General features: G+C 50.8%; 16 protein-coding genes. 5 read left to right on the forward strand and 11 right to left on the reverse strand.

Annotated features, from left to right (window positions below):
• Positions 1-39 precede the first annotated feature (39 nt).
• The gene (locus tag LN737_RS24380; protein WP_405520507.1) at positions 40-1,362 is read right to left on the reverse strand and encodes a hypothetical protein; all 1,323 of its coding nucleotides are present in this window, start codon (positions 1,360-1,362) and stop codon (positions 40-42) included.
• 127 nt (positions 1,363-1,489) lie between these two features.
• Here LN737_RS24380 and LN737_RS24385 point away from each other — a divergent pair, with 127 nt between their 5' ends.
• On the forward strand, positions 1,490-2,590 hold the full coding sequence (locus LN737_RS24385; protein ID WP_405512832.1) for a hypothetical protein: 1,101 nt from the start codon (positions 1,490-1,492) through the stop codon (positions 2,588-2,590).
• Positions 2,591-2,615: 25 nt separating this feature from the next.
• Here LN737_RS24385 and LN737_RS24390 read toward each other — a convergent pair whose 3' ends face one another.
• From LN737_RS24390 to LN737_RS24405, 4 genes are all read right to left on the reverse strand, one after another.
• Complete coding sequence (locus tag LN737_RS24390) at positions 2,616-3,431, reverse strand: sulfate/molybdate ABC transporter ATP-binding protein (protein ID WP_405512834.1); 816 nt, start codon at positions 3,429-3,431, stop codon at positions 2,616-2,618.
• Positions 3,428-4,093, reverse strand: a complete 666-nt coding sequence (modB, locus tag LN737_RS24395; protein ID WP_405512836.1) for a molybdate ABC transporter permease subunit — start codon at positions 4,091-4,093, stop codon at positions 3,428-3,430. Before modB ends, LN737_RS24390 begins: the two co-directional genes overlap by 4 nt.
• Positions 4,094-4,203: 110 nt before the next feature.
• Positions 4,204-4,935, reverse strand: a complete 732-nt coding sequence (gene modA / locus LN737_RS24400; RefSeq protein ID WP_405512838.1) for a molybdate ABC transporter substrate-binding protein — start codon at positions 4,933-4,935, stop codon at positions 4,204-4,206.
• A 5-nt stretch (positions 4,936-4,940) separates the two neighbouring features.
• Positions 4,941-5,429: a molybdopterin-dependent oxidoreductase gene (locus LN737_RS24405; RefSeq protein WP_405512840.1), complete on the reverse strand. Its 489-nt coding sequence runs from the start codon at positions 5,427-5,429 to the stop codon at positions 4,941-4,943.
• Between the two features lie 135 nt (positions 5,430-5,564).
• Between LN737_RS24405 and LN737_RS24410 the strand changes: the two genes are divergently transcribed.
• From LN737_RS24410 to LN737_RS24420, 3 genes are all read left to right on the forward strand, one after another.
• Positions 5,565-6,155, forward strand: coding sequence for a hypothetical protein (locus tag LN737_RS24410; RefSeq protein ID WP_405512842.1), 591 nt, complete (start codon positions 5,565-5,567; stop codon positions 6,153-6,155).
• On the forward strand, positions 6,152-7,573 hold the full coding sequence (locus LN737_RS24415) for a hypothetical protein (protein WP_405512844.1): 1,422 nt from the start codon (positions 6,152-6,154) through the stop codon (positions 7,571-7,573). The genes LN737_RS24410 and LN737_RS24415 overlap by 4 nt, the downstream gene beginning before the upstream one ends.
• A gap of 206 nt (positions 7,574-7,779) precedes the next feature.
• Positions 7,780-8,634 carry a DUF4886 domain-containing protein gene (locus tag LN737_RS24420; protein ID WP_405512846.1) on the forward strand — a complete coding sequence of 285 codons (855 nt, stop codon included), beginning with the start codon at positions 7,780-7,782 and terminating at the stop codon, positions 8,632-8,634.
• On the opposite strand, the gene LN737_RS24425 is transcribed toward LN737_RS24420, so the two are convergent.
• Together LN737_RS24425 and LN737_RS24430 are read right to left on the reverse strand one after the other, a co-directional pair.
• Positions 8,631-10,661, reverse strand: coding sequence for a cation-translocating P-type ATPase (locus LN737_RS24425; RefSeq protein ID WP_405512848.1), 2,031 nt, complete (start codon positions 10,659-10,661; stop codon positions 8,631-8,633). The genes LN737_RS24420 and LN737_RS24425 overlap by 4 nt on opposite strands.
• Before the next feature lie 23 nt (positions 10,662-10,684).
• Positions 10,685-11,299: an HAD-IC family P-type ATPase gene (locus LN737_RS24430; protein ID WP_405512850.1), complete on the reverse strand. Its 615-nt coding sequence runs from the start codon at positions 11,297-11,299 to the stop codon at positions 10,685-10,687.
• 226 nt (positions 11,300-11,525) lie between these two features.
• Between LN737_RS24430 and LN737_RS24435 the strand changes: the two genes are divergently transcribed.
• Complete coding sequence (locus tag LN737_RS24435) at positions 11,526-12,092, forward strand: antibiotic biosynthesis monooxygenase (protein ID WP_405512851.1); 567 nt, start codon at positions 11,526-11,528, stop codon at positions 12,090-12,092.
• Between the two features lie 24 nt (positions 12,093-12,116).
• On the opposite strand, the gene LN737_RS24440 is transcribed toward LN737_RS24435, so the two are convergent.
• The 4 genes from LN737_RS24440 to LN737_RS24455 all read right to left on the reverse strand — a co-directional run bounded on the left by LN737_RS24440 (position 12,117) and on the right by LN737_RS24455 (position 16,579).
• Positions 12,117-13,397 carry a PAS domain-containing sensor histidine kinase gene (locus tag LN737_RS24440; RefSeq protein WP_405520509.1) on the reverse strand — a complete coding sequence of 427 codons (1,281 nt, stop codon included), beginning with the start codon at positions 13,395-13,397 and terminating at the stop codon, positions 12,117-12,119.
• Positions 13,398-13,503: 106 nt separating this feature from the next.
• Entirely contained in the window at positions 13,504-14,877 is a 1,374-nt protein-coding gene (locus tag LN737_RS24445; RefSeq protein ID WP_405512853.1) for a sigma-54 dependent transcriptional regulator, read from the reverse strand.
• A 76-nt stretch (positions 14,878-14,953) separates the two neighbouring features.
• Complete coding sequence (locus tag LN737_RS24450) at positions 14,954-15,319, reverse strand: four helix bundle protein (RefSeq protein ID WP_405512855.1); 366 nt, start codon at positions 15,317-15,319, stop codon at positions 14,954-14,956.
• 105 nt (positions 15,320-15,424) lie between these two features.
• Positions 15,425-16,579 (reverse strand): ABC transporter permease, encoded by a 1,155-nt coding sequence (locus LN737_RS24455; RefSeq protein WP_405512857.1) that lies wholly within the window; start codon positions 16,577-16,579, stop codon positions 15,425-15,427.
• Between the last annotated feature and the right edge of the window lie 33 nt (positions 16,580-16,612).

A 16,612-nucleotide genomic window follows, 5' to 3' on the forward strand; every position in this document is an offset into this window, starting at 1 on the left:
AAACTCGCAAATAACTGATTTACAATACCTTATCAATTATTATTGATGACTATCCGTTTCGGTTATTGAATCGAAATTATCGGCAAAAACAACCTCACCGCTGGGCTTGGTAAACCGAACGAAATCAACGGAACCCGTTCCTTCGAAGTCATACCCAATGCCAACAATCTCTTTAGCCTCCGTCGGAAGTTTGGCTTCGTAGGCTTTTTTACCGCCTATCAACAACGTAGCGTGCCCATCCCGAACGTCAAGCTGCACATCTACCCATTGCGACAGGTCAGCACCCAAAGCCGACAAGTCCGTATGTTTAGCTTCGGCATAGTGCCCAGCCAGATAAATACTCAGATTTCCCACACACCCTTTGGCCGAAAGAGGAATGGAGAAAAATTCGTTCTGGCACAGTATCATAATCGTTACGTTCTGGCAGATTGACGAGCCTTGTTTGTAATCACTTTTCAGGCGCGTTTCCAGTGTGAAATTGTCATTACGAAACCCCTTGAACTCGCGCACGTAACGATAGCGAACGCCCGGCGGTTTGGGTTGCATCGACATATTCTGCTGCTGAATCATAGTTACTGGCAGACTCAAAATACCTTTTTGAATGACGTCCCTGGCCTTGAAATAAACCGGTACAGGGTCCTGCTCTACGGCTACGTGCCAACCCTCCGACGGAATCAGCAGGTTGTGCTCCTGCACGATCTGATTGCCAATCACCAGCTTGGCCCGAAAATAACCGGGGTGGTAATAAATAGACGTATGTTCGTGCCCATCTTTCGGAACGGGTTGCCGACGCCTTGGGTCCCACGATTGTTGAATAAACACCGAATCGGTGGGCGAAGCGATGGCATCGTAATGAAATACGACCGAGTTCGGAATCCCTGTCGTTACGGGCTCACTGCTAAATGAAAAACTATCGGGAGAAAGCGGCCTATGGCTGGCGTTGTTCAGAAAGAATACGGAACCTCCTACCAGACCAAGCAACAGCCCCACCCAAATGCCCCATCGCTTTAACGTAGTCCGCCTAGTACTCCGGGTGCTTACTGACGTACTGGCTCCGGCAGGAGTTGATACAATGTCAGACTCTGGTTGCGATGTATTTTTGAACGCCTGCCAATTTGCGTATCCTATAAACTGAACCAGCGCATTGAGCGTCGTTGTTGTCGGAGCCGATTCGTATTTTACCCGCCCCCATACGCGCTTAAGTGTGGTTACGCTCAGCGCAACACCCGTCTGTTCGGCAATACGTTCACTAAGCTGCTCAAAGTCGTGGGTCGACCAGCCTTCTCCACTTCCCCACCCTACTTTAGCTTCGATTAGCCGACAACACTGGCTCAGTTGCCGGTCTTCCTGTTGAGTTACCATCACGCTTATAAATCAACTGGTTAAGGGCTTGTATAAACTTGAACACAAGTTGAACGGCCTTGAATCGTCCATCTGGCTCTCAGCTTACAAGTTTGTTTCTGTTCGATCAAATGTACTCAAACAAACTATGAAATTAATCCTGCTTGCCTTCGGGCTACTTGTCAGTCATTTCGCTATTGCCCAAACGATTGTTCCATTCGATACGTCTCACTGGACGTTTACGGGTAAGATAGAGCCCGACACGTTTAAAGGAAAAACAGGTATCAAACTGTCTGAGGGTGCGCTCTATCTGAACGACAGTACGTTCGTGAACGGAATAATTGAGTTCGATATGACGCTAACGAAAAGTCGCTATTTCCCAGGTGTTGGCTTCCGTCTGCAGAACCCGGAAAACTTCGAGTTCGTGTATTTACGGCCGCATCAGCTGGGCAATCCGGATGCGATTCAGTACATACCCATTTTCAACCTGCAGGACTCCTGGCAACTCTACTACGGCGACGGCTATTCAACCGCCATTACGTATCCGCTGGATGAGTGGGTGCATATCAAACTGCTGGTTCGGGAGACGCAGGCTGAGGTTTACGTTGACGATATGAGCAAACCGGGCCTGGTGATCCATCGGTTGAAACGTACGCCAAAACCAGGACGTATCAGGTTAGATAATGGCGCTCCTGTTGTTACCCGCTTCGCCAATTTTCAGTATGCCAAAACAGACAATCCGCCCTTCCAAGGCACCTTCAAGCCGGAAGCCGCTCCCCAAAAGGGCACTATACGGAGCTGGCAGGTGTCCAATACGTTTGACGAAAAGCTGCTTGATAGCAATTATTCGATCCCGCAGGATCTGGCCCGCCAATTAACGTGGCAAACAGTACGTACCGAAAACTCCGGCGTTATCAACCTGTCTCAGATCAGCAAATTACGGGAAGGGCATAATACGATTTTCACGAAGCTGGTTATCGTATCCGACAAACCTCAGGTTAAAAAACTACAGTTTGGCTTCAGTGACCGCGTCAAGGTGTACGTAAATGGAACGCTGGTATATGGCGGACAGGATGTGTTCACCTCCCGCGATTACCGATTTCTAGGCACGATTGGCTATTTCGATGAGGTATATCTGGATTTGAAGAAAGGGCAGAACGAAGTCTGGATGGCCGTGTCCGAAACGTTCGGAGGCTGGGGCATTCAGGGGAAACTAGTCGATCAGAACGGCCTGACCATCACGCCTTGATAAAGCTCCGAATACTACCACTGATTTATGTTCCTGGGCCGACCTGTATCAAATCACCTACCTTCCGCTGGCTCCAGGCCGGATTGGTTGATTGCAACTGCGTCGTGGCCGTTTCAATATACCAGTACTGCTGTATTTGATTGTATTCAATTCGGGTAATGGGTTCGGTAATTGCCCACTCAGCTTTATTGATCCGTTCGTCTGTTTCAATACGTCCCTGCACCAGTCTTATGACCCGATCTGCCAGGGCCAGTACGTCAACTTCATGATGGCTGACCAGTAGCGTTGTCGTTCCCCAGGCTCGGTGAAGATCAAGTAAAACCTGACGTAACGTTTGACTAGCCTGTGCATCCAGGGCCGCAAACGGTTCGTCGAGCAACAACAACTGCGGCCGACGAACCAGCGCCCGAGCCAAAGCTACCCGCTGCCGCTGGCCACCCGAAAGGCGTGCTGGTTTCTGATTGACAAACGATTCCAGCCCCGTGGCTTCAATAAGTTCGTTCACGAGTGGTTGCTGATTCATCGGAGCGGCATACGTAATATTCTCCCGAACGGTCATGTTCGGAAAAAGGGCCGTATCCTGAAAAATATAGCCAATCGAACGCTGCTGCGGGGGCTGGTTTATCCGTTGTTGAGTATCCAGCCATACCGATTCGTCAACTACGATACGTCCCTGCCGGGGAGTTTCCAGCCCCGCTGCTAACCGCAGTAACGTCGTTTTACCCGATCCAGACGGGCCAACCAGTGCCGTCAGACTACCTGATTCCAGCGCAAACCGGGCCTGAAGATCACTAACCCCTTCCGTAAACAAACGCGGCATAACAACATCGATCTGAATCATACCGTTACGCGTTTGTTGATGATGTACACCAGCAATAGAATCGCAAACGACAAGGCCAGTAACAAGGCTGCATACGCATGAGCCGTCTGAAAATGAAGCAGTTCGACTTCATCATAAATGGCAATTGACGCAACGCGGGTTTGTCCCGGTAGGTTTCCGCCAATCATTAAGACCAGACCAAACTCACCAATCGTGTGCGCAAAAGTGAGGACTATACCCGTCAGCAGAGCAGGTTTGGCATTGGGAAGTAATACTCGCCAGAGGGTTCTGACCGGTGATTGCCCAAGCGTATAAGATGCCTCACGCCAGGAGATGGGCAAGTTTTCCAGGCCTGCCTGCACCGGATGCACCATAAACGGTAAACTATACAGCAAAGAAGCCACAACCAATCCTTCAAAGGAAAAAACAAGTTGCAGATCAAGAGTACGTAACAGCCAGTTCCCCAGCCCACTCGTCGGGCTAAAGGTCAGCAGCAAATAAAAGCCAACGACCGACGGCGGCAACACAAGCGGCAAACTAATAATGGCTTCTACAACCGGCTTGAGCTGAAACCGACTCAGAGCGAGCCAGCCCGCCAGCGGCACACCCATGATAAGCAGTAAAAAAGTGGTGATAGTGGCCAGGCGTAGTGTAAGCCAGATGGGCTCCCAGTCGATGGGCATATAGAAGAGGGGGACGAAAGGGAGGAAGGGGAAGAGAGGGACAAAAGGGAGATAAAATTGACTATTCTGCTTGTCCCTTTCGTCCCCTTCCTCCGCTCCTCCCTTTCCTCTTATTTATAACCAAACTGCTGCAAAATACGCCGGGCTGCTGGACTACGCAAAAACGCCAGAAACTGGTTGGCCGCTTTAAGCTGTGTTGTGCGTTTCAACACGACTACACCCTGCGCTATGGGCTTATACCCCGTTTGTGGTAAATCGACCCAATGTCCACGCTTTGTCAGACTGGGGTCAAGCACAACCGACTTGGCCGTAAAACCAACTTCAGCCGCCCCCGACAATACGTATTGATTCACCTGCGAAATACTTTCTCCGTACACGATTTTAGGCTGCGCCTGATCCAGCAACTTTCTGTATTTCAGAAAAGCGATAGCGGCTTCCCCATAAGGAGCCGTGGCCGGATTCGCAACGGCTATGTGACGTATCGCCGGGTCGGATAATGCTTTCAAATCAGCCGTTACCGGCAACTCACTCATTGTCCACAACACCAGCGAGCCATAGGCATAGACAACGGGAGCCGCTGTGGTTAATCCTGCCTTGTGCAGCGTTTGGGGGTAGGTCATATCCGCCGATAGAAACACATCGTAGGGCGCTCCCTGCTGAATCTGGGTAGTTAGTTTACCCGAGGAGTTGACAATGGATTCAACCGCAACGCCCGATGTCTGCTGAAAGGCAATTTTCAACTGCTCCATCACAAACTGTGCATTGGCCGCCACCGCTACCCGAAGCGGCTGGGCCAGCAGAGTCAGGGGACAAAGGAGCAGATAAAGAAGTAAATTTTTCATGAGAGTTAGTTGGCAACACGTACCTCAAGGGTTTTAACCTGTCGAACCCAGCGGGCCATTTTTTTCTCGCCGGGTACCGCTATTCGATATGGCCCCACATCCTGCCCCAACGGCTGCCCGTCAACACTGTCGATCAGCAAAACGGTACGTGTGGTAAATTCAGGGTCAAGTTCGGGAAGGGCAAAAACCACTTCATAGTCATCGGCCGCTTTAACCACTACGTATTTGCGCAGATTTTTTCCCCGCAGTTGCGCCCCCAACGTAACGCCCGCCTGTTTAAGCAGTTCAGAAAGTGGTACCCCCGAATAGCGGTGCTCCTTTTCGTCATGGTCTTTTGCCGTTACGTCGGCATGAGGCATGGCTTTCAGGTCTGTAGCTTGTAACGTGAGCGGTTTCGTCACTTCACCCGATACGGTAAGCAGCGTCTGCGCGCGGCCGTAAATCGTCAGCAGGCTAAAAATAAGCGTCAGTAAAGCATAGGTAAATTTCAGCATATAGTTTCCAGAAAGAACCGGATCGTTATATATGCACAAATATAACGTTGGAAACAGGATATAGGCGGTCCGTTTAGTAATATCTGTATGCGCTACGTGCTTTATATTCGCATCTCTGCTTCATTCGCTTGCGTTATGGCAATTTCTTCTGACCAATCTCCTCCCCCAACCGACCGTAGGCGATTCTGGACCGTACAGTTTATTTACCTGGGCGTTAGCTGCGGGCTTTTGAGTCTGCTGATCTGGTTACCCGGCAATCAGGGCTGGCTTTCTGAAACCGTTGGCTGGTTTTATGAGCAGCATGAAAAACTGAACAAACAGACGGACGTATCGGCTCGAAGGCAGGAAGGGTATGGCGACGTGTACACGTATACGGAGCTGATCCGGCAGCGTTGTAAACCCAACGATTACTTCCTGATTCCTCCACAGCAATATCTCATCCGTAACGCGTATCAGCAGGGTAAGTCAACCGGATATTCGTGGCTGTACCCCAGCGTACTGTATTATCACCTGGGCAAGTCGGTGCATCTGCTCGAAATGACGGCGCCGGATTCGGTGCTGCAACGCGCTACGCATACGTTCTGGGTATACGACAACAAGGTATTTCTGCTCACCTTCAGAGACCATAATCGCCCGCTCGTTATGGGTGAATTTAGAAAATACGACCCGCATTTTTTCGCCTACACGCCTGAACAGGCTCAGGCCTATTACAACGCCCGGCCATGAATCTATCCATCGCGTTCGTCATTCTTACCCAGTTTCTTATGGGCTTCGGGCTGATGACAAGGCTTCGGACCGTAAGCAACGGGTTCAGCCTGCTGGGACTTTCCATGCTGGCCGGTATGGGCATTAGCTCCGTACTGCCGTTCGTGCTGGAATTTGCTCATGTACCCATTACGCGTTTACCAATGCTGATCGGCTTGGGGATATTGGCAATCGGTTCGCTGGTTCTGTTACGTGGCCAACTTGCCTATCTACGCGAAATGTTTGCGCAAAGCCGGGCCTCAATTCGTTGGTGCGAACTGCCTTTTCTGGCTTTCTGGGCGTATCTGCTTTTCATAAGTGCCTGGAAATGCGCCTGGTTTCCGAATCTTCCGTTCGATACCATCGTTGGGCCTGATCTGGTCGCTACGTTTGCCGTTCACGAGAAAACACTGGTTTCGTCGGTATTTACCGAGCATTTGCCGTCGGTGTCGGTGTTTAGCAATCAGCCTTTTTACGCGCCATTTACGGGGATGCAGCAGATTATTTATTTGCTGGCCGCTCAGGGTACCGGTCTTTTTGCCTTCGGGAAACTTTGGCTTACGTTACTGGTCATTGCGTTTGGCTTATTTTTTTATGCCGAATTGCGCGAGCGCGTTCATCCCCTGCTGGCTGGCCTGTTGATCAGCGTACTGGCCTGTAGTCCCGAATTATTTGCCTACACCTTTCTGGTGCAAACAGATTGGGCCAATGCCGCTTTTTTTGCTTCGGGCGTCTTATTGCTTCAACGTTATCTGGACACGGGTCACCGGAATGTGTTTGTGGCTGGTACGTTACTTCTCGCATTGGCCTGCTGGACACGTACCGAAACCATTTTCTTCATCCCCATTGGTTCATTACTGGTGTTTGCCAAATCGGTACGTTCGTCGCCAGTCGAAGCTTTTGGGCGAGCTGCGGCTTTGTTTTTCGCTTGTCTGCTGCCGGTTGTTTTCTGGAATTACGGCTTCCTGCGCGGGTACGTACCGCTGCCGCCCAAAGCGCATCTGGGCGCGATTCATAACGTAACGGGCTCTTATTTTGGCGAACTGGGCGCAATTTTTACCCAGATGAATGAGCAGGTCGTTTTTGAAATTGATTACTGGAATTATGCGGTTTACGTATTCTTCGCTTTAACCGTATTGAACGTTATCCTCTTTCGCGACAAACAAGGCTTATCCATCTTAGGCTGGCTGCTGGGAACCTATGTTTTATTTGGCCTGCTCATCCTGCATGTGGAGGGGGCCAATATTCCCTATACGTTCCGGCGGGGTTTCTTCAAGCTGCTGCTGCTTATGTATGCCTACCCCGGATCAAGCTCGCTCTTTCGGTGGGTATCCGACTGGCTGTATCGGTGGGAAGAAAAGCCGCTTTTATCGAACGTTCAAGCAGATAAGCTATCCTGATTTTTTGCAGAGGTTTTACCTTCCATTCATTCTGTAATAAGTAAAGAACCCAGCAAACGGGTTTCATTAGCTTTAGCCCTCTTGACAATGCACAAACTCAGCCAGTTTTCACAAAAGACAATCGTTCTTTTTCTCTTTCTTTCTCGGTCGAAACCGCCTTTACTCAATCTCTGGCCAAGAGCCCAGGTCAGCCGCTACGGTTGTTTATGATTGGCAATAGTTTTTCACAGAACGCGTCGAAATACCTGCCTCAGCTGAGCAAAGAAGGGGGCCACGAACTGGTGATTGGCCGCGCCGAAATTGGCGGAAGCTCGCTGCAAAGGCACTGGGACCATGCCGAGGCCGCCGAACGTAATCCTGACGATCCGAACGGCAAACCCTACGGCGGAAAATCGCTGAAGATGCTGCTCTCGGAGGGCGTTTGGGATGTGGTTACGATTCAGCAGGCATCCATCCTTTCCGGTAATGTTGATACGTATCAGCCCTATGCCCGTAAACTTTATGAGTACGTAAAAAAACTACAGCCGAATGCTACGGTCGTTTTTCATCAAACCTGGGCTTACCGCACCGATTCAAAGGATTTTAGCCAGATTGCCAAAGGTGATTCGGCCAAAAGTGCCCGAGAAATGTGGGAGAAGTCAAGAGCGGCCTATCATACCGTTGCCGATGAACTGGCGATCCCGATCATTCCAAATGGCGACGCCTTCTGGCGAGTTAATTCGAGTGCCAAATGGGCGTACCACAACGATAACAGCTACGATTTTCGCCAGGCACATTCAACAGCGTTACCCGATCAGACACATTCGCTGCACGTGGGGTATAGCCTGAACAAGGATCGGCTGGCTTTCGATTCGCACCACGCCAACGATGCGGGCTGCTACCTGGGTGCGCTGGTCTGGTATAGCTTTTTGTTTGGCGAATCGCCGGTTAAACTAAGCTTTCGTCCCGAAGCAGTCGATCCAGATTTTGCCAGTGAACTGAAAAAAGTGGCCTGGTCAACGGTAAAAAAAACGAAAAAAAAGTCCAGTAATAAGTTTGTTACGCCGGTCATGGCCGACTAGTTCATGGCTTTCGTGGCTACCCGCACAAGCTGCGTCAATATGACAGGAGCAACACCGGCCGCCACAATCAAGCCAAGCTCGGTGGTCGTCATGGGCTGAATGTTGAGCACTGCGTGCAGAAAAGGGACGTAATACGTGATAGCCAGAATGGCCAGGCAAAGCAGCAGGGCGTACCAGATATACCGATTGCGCGTGATTTCATTGACCCAGAACGACTTTTCGGAATGCAGATTGAACACGTGCATTAATTGGGCAAACGACAGGGCGTAGAACGTCAGGTTATTACCTTCATCCTGACTCAGTCCCAACTGTTGCGTACCGATGATAAACGTACCCAGCACAGCAGCTGTCATAGCCAGCGCATACAGCACCACAGTTCGCCAGTCGCGGGTGTCCATGATGGGTGTTTTGGGGTCACGGGGAGGCTGCTCCATCAGGCTGGCGTTTTCCCGCCCGACGCCCAGCGCCAGCGCCGGAAATACGTCCGTAACGATGTTGATAAACAGGATCTGCAACGGCAGTAAGGGCGTGCCTACGTTCAGAAATCCGGCAAACGTAACGACGAAAATCTCGCTCAGATTACACGACAGCAGAAACAGCACGAACTTGCGGATATTCTCGAAAATAACCCGGCCCTGCGCAATAGCCGCCACTATCGACGAAAATGAATCGTCTTTCAACACCATGTCGGCGGTTTCGGCCGCTACCTGCGTACCGCGCAGCCCCATGGCAATGCCGATGTCGGATTTCTTGAGCGCGGGGGCATCATTCACGCCGTCGCCGGTCATGCCCACAATATCGCCTTCCTGCTGATACAGATCGATCATGTCCAGCTTCTGCGCCGGACTGACGCGGGCAAATACCCGACAGGCCATTAATTTTTCTTTTTCCCCGACGGTCAGCTGGTCGATTGGCTTAAGGTCTTTGCCCGTCATAACCAGCTCCTCACCGGGTTCTATCAGCCCGACTTTCGACGCAATGGTCAGCGCCGTAGCCGGATGATCGCCCGTAACCATAATGACCTTAATACCAGCCCGTCGGCAGGATTCGAGCGAGGGGGTAACTTCCGTACGCGGGGGGTCAAGAAAACCGATCAATCCCAAATACGTCAGATCGGCCTCCGCAAAATCGTCGCCGGGCGGGGATGTCTTCTCCAGTTCACGATACGCAAAGGCCAGCGTACGTAACCCGTTGGCCGCCATCTTTTCCGAAATATCGTACTGGGCTTTTCTGACTGCTTCATCAATCGACGTTGACCGTTTCATGACCTCTTCGGCGGCCCCTTTTACGGCCACAACGTACCGGTTTTCGTGCTCGTGCAGCGTGCCCATAATTCGGGTATCTGAGCTGAATGCTTTTTCGGCTTTTCGTGGATAATCCCGATTGATTTCATCGGGATTTTGCCCGGCAGCAATCGCAAATTTGAGCAGCGACACTTCTACCGGATCGCCCACCTCCTTCGCCGTACCCTCTACAACATCATAATCGGCATTATTGCAAAGCACACCAATCTGAACCAGTTTCTGAAACGTCTCCGAATCCGCTATACTGGAGTCGCCCTCTACAATCTGAAGCTTTCTGATCGCTGCATCCGCCTGAATCTCTGCCGACAGATCAGGAAGTTGCACCCGATTGACTTCAATGCGATTCTGGGTCAACGTACCGGTTTTGTCGGTAAAAATCACGTTGGTCCCGCCCAGCGTTTCTACCGCCGACAGTCGTTTGACAATCACTTTCTTGTCGGCCAGACGTAGCATTCCATAGGCCAGGGCAATGGTTGCTACGACCGACATCCCTTCGGGAATGGCGGCAATGGCCAGTGCCAGCGCCGTTTCAATTAGCCGAAGTGGCTCCTGTCCGCGAATCAATCCAACCACCAAAAACAAGGTTGCCAGGCCCACCGTCACCCAGATCAGTACTTTCGCCAGCGCATCCAGTTTTTCTTCCAGCGGGGTTGCGGAGCGTTTGGCTTCTTCAACCATGGTGGCAATTTTACCCAGCTCGGTCTGCTGCCCAATGCCCGTCACGATGGCTCGTCCGTTGCCCGCCGTTACGGGTGTTCCTTTAAATAATCGGTTGTGTTGATCGCCCAGGGCGCATCTTCGGCCGCGAGTTCCGTTGTTTTGTCGACGGGTAATGATTCGCCCGTTAATGCCGATTCATCGATCTGTAACTGACTGACCTGAAACAGATTGGCGTCGGCCGCTACCAGATCGCCCGCTTCTACTACCAGCACATCGCCGATCGTTACGTCTTCAGAAGCAATCTCCCGAACCCTTCCGTCACGTAGCACGCGGGCGGGTGTGCTGTCCAGTTTTCGGAGCGCATCCATCGACTGGCGCGCATTCCATTCCAGCACAAAGCCGGTAATGGCATTAATCAGCAAGACAGCAATGATGGCAAAACCCTCGACGGTATCGCCCAGAAAAAACGAGATACCAGCTGCTACCACCAGAATATAGACAATGACACCCGTAAACTGACGTAGCAGAATCATCAGTACGCTTTCACGCTTTGTTTCCTGCAGGGCATTGGGACCAAAATCACGTAGTCGGGTGTGGGCTTCATCAGCCGACAGGCCCGTTTTAATGTCAACAGCTAAATCCTGAACAAGCTGGTCGGTAACGATCTGATGAGGCCGATCGGGAATGGGGCGTTTCGACATGAGTACGTATGAGTGCGAGGAAGCGGCAAAGTACTAGTTTAATCCCATTTTAATACTCAGTCAACCACCCTAACCAGCAATTAGTTATGCCAAAATCTGGCAAAAATCCATCAAACAGTATCGATTAGCCTGCTCAGCGGCCTTCTAGCAGGTTTTCGATGGCGTATACCGCATTTATTCTATTTTTAAGCGCCAATTCAGGAGTCACTCAAAAAGACGTTTCGCTATGCCAGCCAGTGTTCCCATCGAGATTGACAGTGCCGTCACAACGATCATTATCCAGCGTCCTTATAAAAATAACATTCACGATTATGAAGCCTGGCTAAAGGAGATCGTGCCTTTGGCACAAGCTTCGCCCGGCCACCGGGGCGTAAATATTATCAGGCCACACGGTAATACGGAAGAGTATACCATTGTGCTTCATTTCTCGTCAGAGACGAATCTGCGAAATTGGCTGGAAAGCGACACACGCAAACAGCTTGTCGAGAAAGTGCGCCCTTTTCTGAACACAGAGGAAAAAATAGAGATCAGGACCGGGCTTGAATTTTGGTTTACACCACCCCAATCCAACAAAGCAGCCCCACCTTACAAACAGTTTCTCATTACGTTGTCAGCTATTTTTCCGCTGTCGATGCTGGTTTCATGGCTGCTGGCCCCACTTTTTGCTGCCCTGCCGTTTCTATCGGTTCTTTACATCAGAGCGTTTCTATCAAGCCTGATTATCGTTGCGCTTATGACATTCGTTATCATGCCCCGCTACGTCCGTCTTGTGGCCAGGTGGCTCTATAACTGAATACCCGGCTGTAGTGCTTGTGTTTTACGCAAACTCAATCAGAAACTCAGTCCAGCCGTCGGGTTTGGTTTGAAGAGAGAATTGAAACTGATGATTCAGCAGGATTTCGCGGGTTACGGTCAGCCCGATTCCCTGTCCATCCGGTTTGGTACTGTAGAATGGATTGAACAGGTTGGCGGCCGTCGTGTCGGGAATGGGGTGGCCGTTATCACGAATGACCAACGAGTCAGGTGTTCCCACTACGTCGATTTGATCGCCGGATTCGCAGGCTTCCAGTGCGTTTTTGATGACGTTGACCAACACCTGCTCGAACTGCTCAACATCGACCCGCTGGTTGTTCACCCCATCGACCGTACAGGTAATGCGAACGTTTCGCCCTTCGGCCTGCCGATGCATCAGTCGCACCACATTGCGGGTAATTTCACTCACATCGGTCGTCTGCTTCTGGGGCTGGGGCAATCGGACCACATCCGCAAACCGACGCATAAAGTGGTTCAATCGGTCGTTCCGTTCAACTGCCACGCGCAGGGCATGCTGTACATCGGGCTCATCGACGTACGATTGCGTAACGCCCAGAATCGAGTTGACCGCCCCAATGGAGTTGTTGACCTCATGCGCCATCATCCGAATCACTTTGCTGTATGCATTTTTTTCGGTGGCCAGAATCTCGGGCGTCAGCTCCTCAATGATCAGAAACGATCGTCGGAAGCCCCGGTCCATAAAATTCGACCGCTGCACTTTATAGGTTTCGATACCATTGGGCTTCATAACCCGCGAGTCGCCATCGGTCATATCGGCCATTTGCGCCAGCAGCGAATAGCCAATCTGGTCCAGCTGCCGGCCTATTACGTGATCCGGCTGCACCGATAACAATTTGCTAGCCCGTGGATTGATGGACGCGATACGTCCGTCGAAATCAAAAATCAGTATGGCAATCGGGGCGGCTTCGATGAGTTTTTCCAGAAAAAACTGCTGCTCCACCTGCCGGGTACGTTCCTGCCGCAATTGGTCGATCATGAGGTTATAAACGGTTATCAGTTCATCGACTTCCTGATTGCCGGTTGGTACGAACTTGACGGTAAAATCTTTATCCCGAATGGCTTCAATACCCGAAGCAATGAATTCAGACGGCTGCTGAAACTGCCGGTAAATGCTGACCGCCAGATAAATGGAAAGCAGTAGGCCCACTTCACTGGCAATAAACAGCGGTTTGTTCTGCTCTAATACCAAAAACAACAAGCCGCCAATAGCCAAATGAACAGCAATTATATAAAGCAGGTATCGGGTGCGAAAGCTAATGTGCATGGGCGCGTGGGGCATGGGGCGAAGGGCAGAGGGTATGGGGCAGAGGGCGTGGGGTACAAACGACTCTTTCCCGATACCCTTTGCCCCATGCCCTTACCCCTTTGCCCTATGCATCTTCGTACGGAATACCAAATTTCTCCAATCGACGGTAGAGTGCAAAACGGGTAATGCCCAATGCCCGCGCTACTTTCGCCACCCGATTCTGATGAAACGCCATGGCGCGCTGAATCATCTGATATTCCATCTCTTCCAGGGTCATCGCGCCAACCTCGGGCAGGGAGCGGGGAGCAAGGGGCTGGGCGTTGGTTTTTTGCGGGAGATTGCGTTCAAAATCGTCGGGCTGGAGTTCGTCATTGGGCGACAGCAGAACGGTACGTTCCACGACGTTCTTTAGCTGACGGATATTTCCCGGCAGGGCCAGATTTTTAAGCCATTTCTGCGCGGCAACGCTCACCTTCAGATTCGGACGTCCGTAAATCGTTTTCAGATTATCAACAAAATAATCGACTAGCAACGGGATGTCACCGGGACGTTCGCGAAGAGCAGGCAGTCGCACCGTAATGAGATTGATCCGGTAAAACAAATCCTCCCGAAACTGACCCTTGCTGACCATCTCTTCCAGATTTCGGTTGGTGGCGCAGATAACCCGAACATCTACCGTCCGCGACTTGCTGCTACCCAGTGGTTCGAAGGTCCGGTCCTGCAACACCCGCAATAACTTAACCTGACTGGAAGGGTCGAGGTCGCCGATCTCATCCAGAAAAATCGACCCTTTATTTGCCAGTTCAAAGCGGCCCGCCCGGTCGGTTTTCGCATCGGTAAATGCACCGCGCACATGGCCGAAGAGTTCGCTCTCAAACAGGGTGGACGAAATACCGCCGAGGTTGACTTTCACAAACGCCTGCCGCTTCCGACGACTATTCTGGTGAATGGCTTCGGCAATCAGTTCTTTGCCCGTTCCGCTTTCCCCCGTAATGAGCACAGGTGCATCCGTTGGTGCCACCCGCCCAATGGTCATCAGAATATCGAGCAAATTTGGGTCTTCGCCCACGATGTTTTCAAAGTGAAACTGCTGATCGAGTCTCCGTCGGTTGGGTGATGTTTGGGTAACCTGCGCCAGATTCAACGCTGTACGTACCGATTGCACGAGGTGATCGTTTTGCCAGGGTTTTGTAATAAAATCCCGGGCACCTGCCTTCATCCCTTCTACGGCCAGATCGATGCTCCCCCAGCCTGTAATCAAAATAACCGGCACAACGGGCAACCGCTCCCGAATCCGGCGTAGCAACCGTAATCCATCATCGCCCGACGTATCAACCGAGAAGTTCATATCCAGCAAAATAGCCTCGGGCGTTTCGTGATTAAGTATCTCAAATGTCTCAAATGGGCCATCAGCTATCCGTACGGTAAATCCTTCTTTCCTGAATAGCAGCGAAAGCGAGGTTTGTATAGCTGTGTCGTCGTCGATGATAAGAAGCATTTTATGGCAGGGATTGCAGGGTGCTTCGCGGGGGGATAGCTAGGGCTCCACGCAGGGATAGTTCGGATTGCAGTAGTTAGCGAAGGGTTTGCTGGAAATTGTATATTTTACGGCTCAGGTTAGCCAACTCAACAAATAAGCGTTGCTTGATTTCTTCATCAATTTGATTACGTCGCTGAATAACTACTAGAATATTTGCACATTCATAACAGGAACGGCGAGCGTAGTTTAAGAACTGACGAAACTCATTTGTTGAAGCAGTGCCTGTTCCTTCGGCAATATTGTTGGAAATACTCATGCCCGCTCCTCGTAATTGCTCCGCGAACCGATATAATCGTTTAGCTTCGAGGAGGTCAGCAATATCGTAAAGCTCATCACCGACCACAATCGCAGATTGCCAAATAGTTAAGTCCTCGAACCGAAACAATTTTTGACCAGTCATTACTAATTAAAATTAATGCTCAATAATACGAGATCTTCGTCTATAACCCCTACCGCCCATGTTCTGCCATCCCCGCTATCCGAGCGCGAAGCACCTTGCTCCCCGCTATTCCTCATGCAGTGCCGTAGCGGGTTGGATGAGTGCCGCCTGACGGCTTGGAACCAGGGCGCACAACGTAACGATGCCATAGATCAGCAGCACAGCAATAACAATGGCGATTATGTAAATTCCGGCCTGTATATCAAACACATTCAGCAACGGAAACTGAGCCGCAAAGAGTAAGCCGATCAGCATGGCAAACGTAGAAAGTACCCAGATTTCGCCCACAAACTGCGTTGATATGCCACTGCCGGTAGCGCCGATCGCCCGTCGTAAACCGATTTCGCCCCGACGTTTGGCAATGCTCAGGTTTAGTACGCCGAACAAACCCAGCCCTACATTAATGAGCAGAAAGCTGCACACAATCAGCGCAATGATCACCGGTACCAGAACCAGATTATGCTGGTTTTTTCGGGAGTCCGTCAGGTAATCGACCTCTACGTTCCAGCCTTTTACCATCGAGGCAATGTCTTTCACGATTTTCGCTTCAAAAACGGCATCGGTCCCCGGCTTTACTTTGATGAGCATGGTATCAATCCAGAATGCATCGACTTTGGCCAGTTCAAAAACCGCCGGGTTATTCGCCATAAATTCACCTTTAGCTTTAAAGTTAGTCACTACGCCAACCACCCTGAACCGATCACCGATAATTTTCCCCAACGGATTTTCATCTTCAAACAGTCCTTCTTTCGCTTTCTGGTTTATGACCACGGGGGTGTATTTACCCACGCTGTCGATGGCTCGGTACCAGTGACCAGCACCCACGGGCATGTCGAGTGTTTTTGCGAAATTTTCATCCGTTACGTAAAAGTCTGCCAGTATATGCCGCTTTTTGTAGTCAATGCCATTACTCATCTGGCTCGCCGAGAACGGGAAATTACTACCCATGCGGGAAACCGACTCGATTTCTGGATACGTCTTCAGCCGTTGCAATACGCGCTGTAATTTATTGGCGACTTCGGTAGTATCCTCATTACTCTTCAAGCCAATTGCCCATACGTTGTCATACGCAAAGCCTAACGGTTCCCGGTAGTTTCTAACGTTGATCACAATGAGCGTTGCCAGCCCGAAAAGCACCATAAACGAAGCCCAGATCTCTACAATCAGTAAAGCGTGCGACTTCTTCTTGTTCCAGATTAATTTAAACAGATGTGAGAGCATGGTTTGAATGATTGAATTGTTGAATGATTGGAT

The sequence above is a fragment of the Spirosoma sp. KNUC1025 genome, from assembly GCF_045160025.1.
GTDB lineage: Bacteria > Bacteroidota > Bacteroidia > Cytophagales > Spirosomataceae > Spirosoma.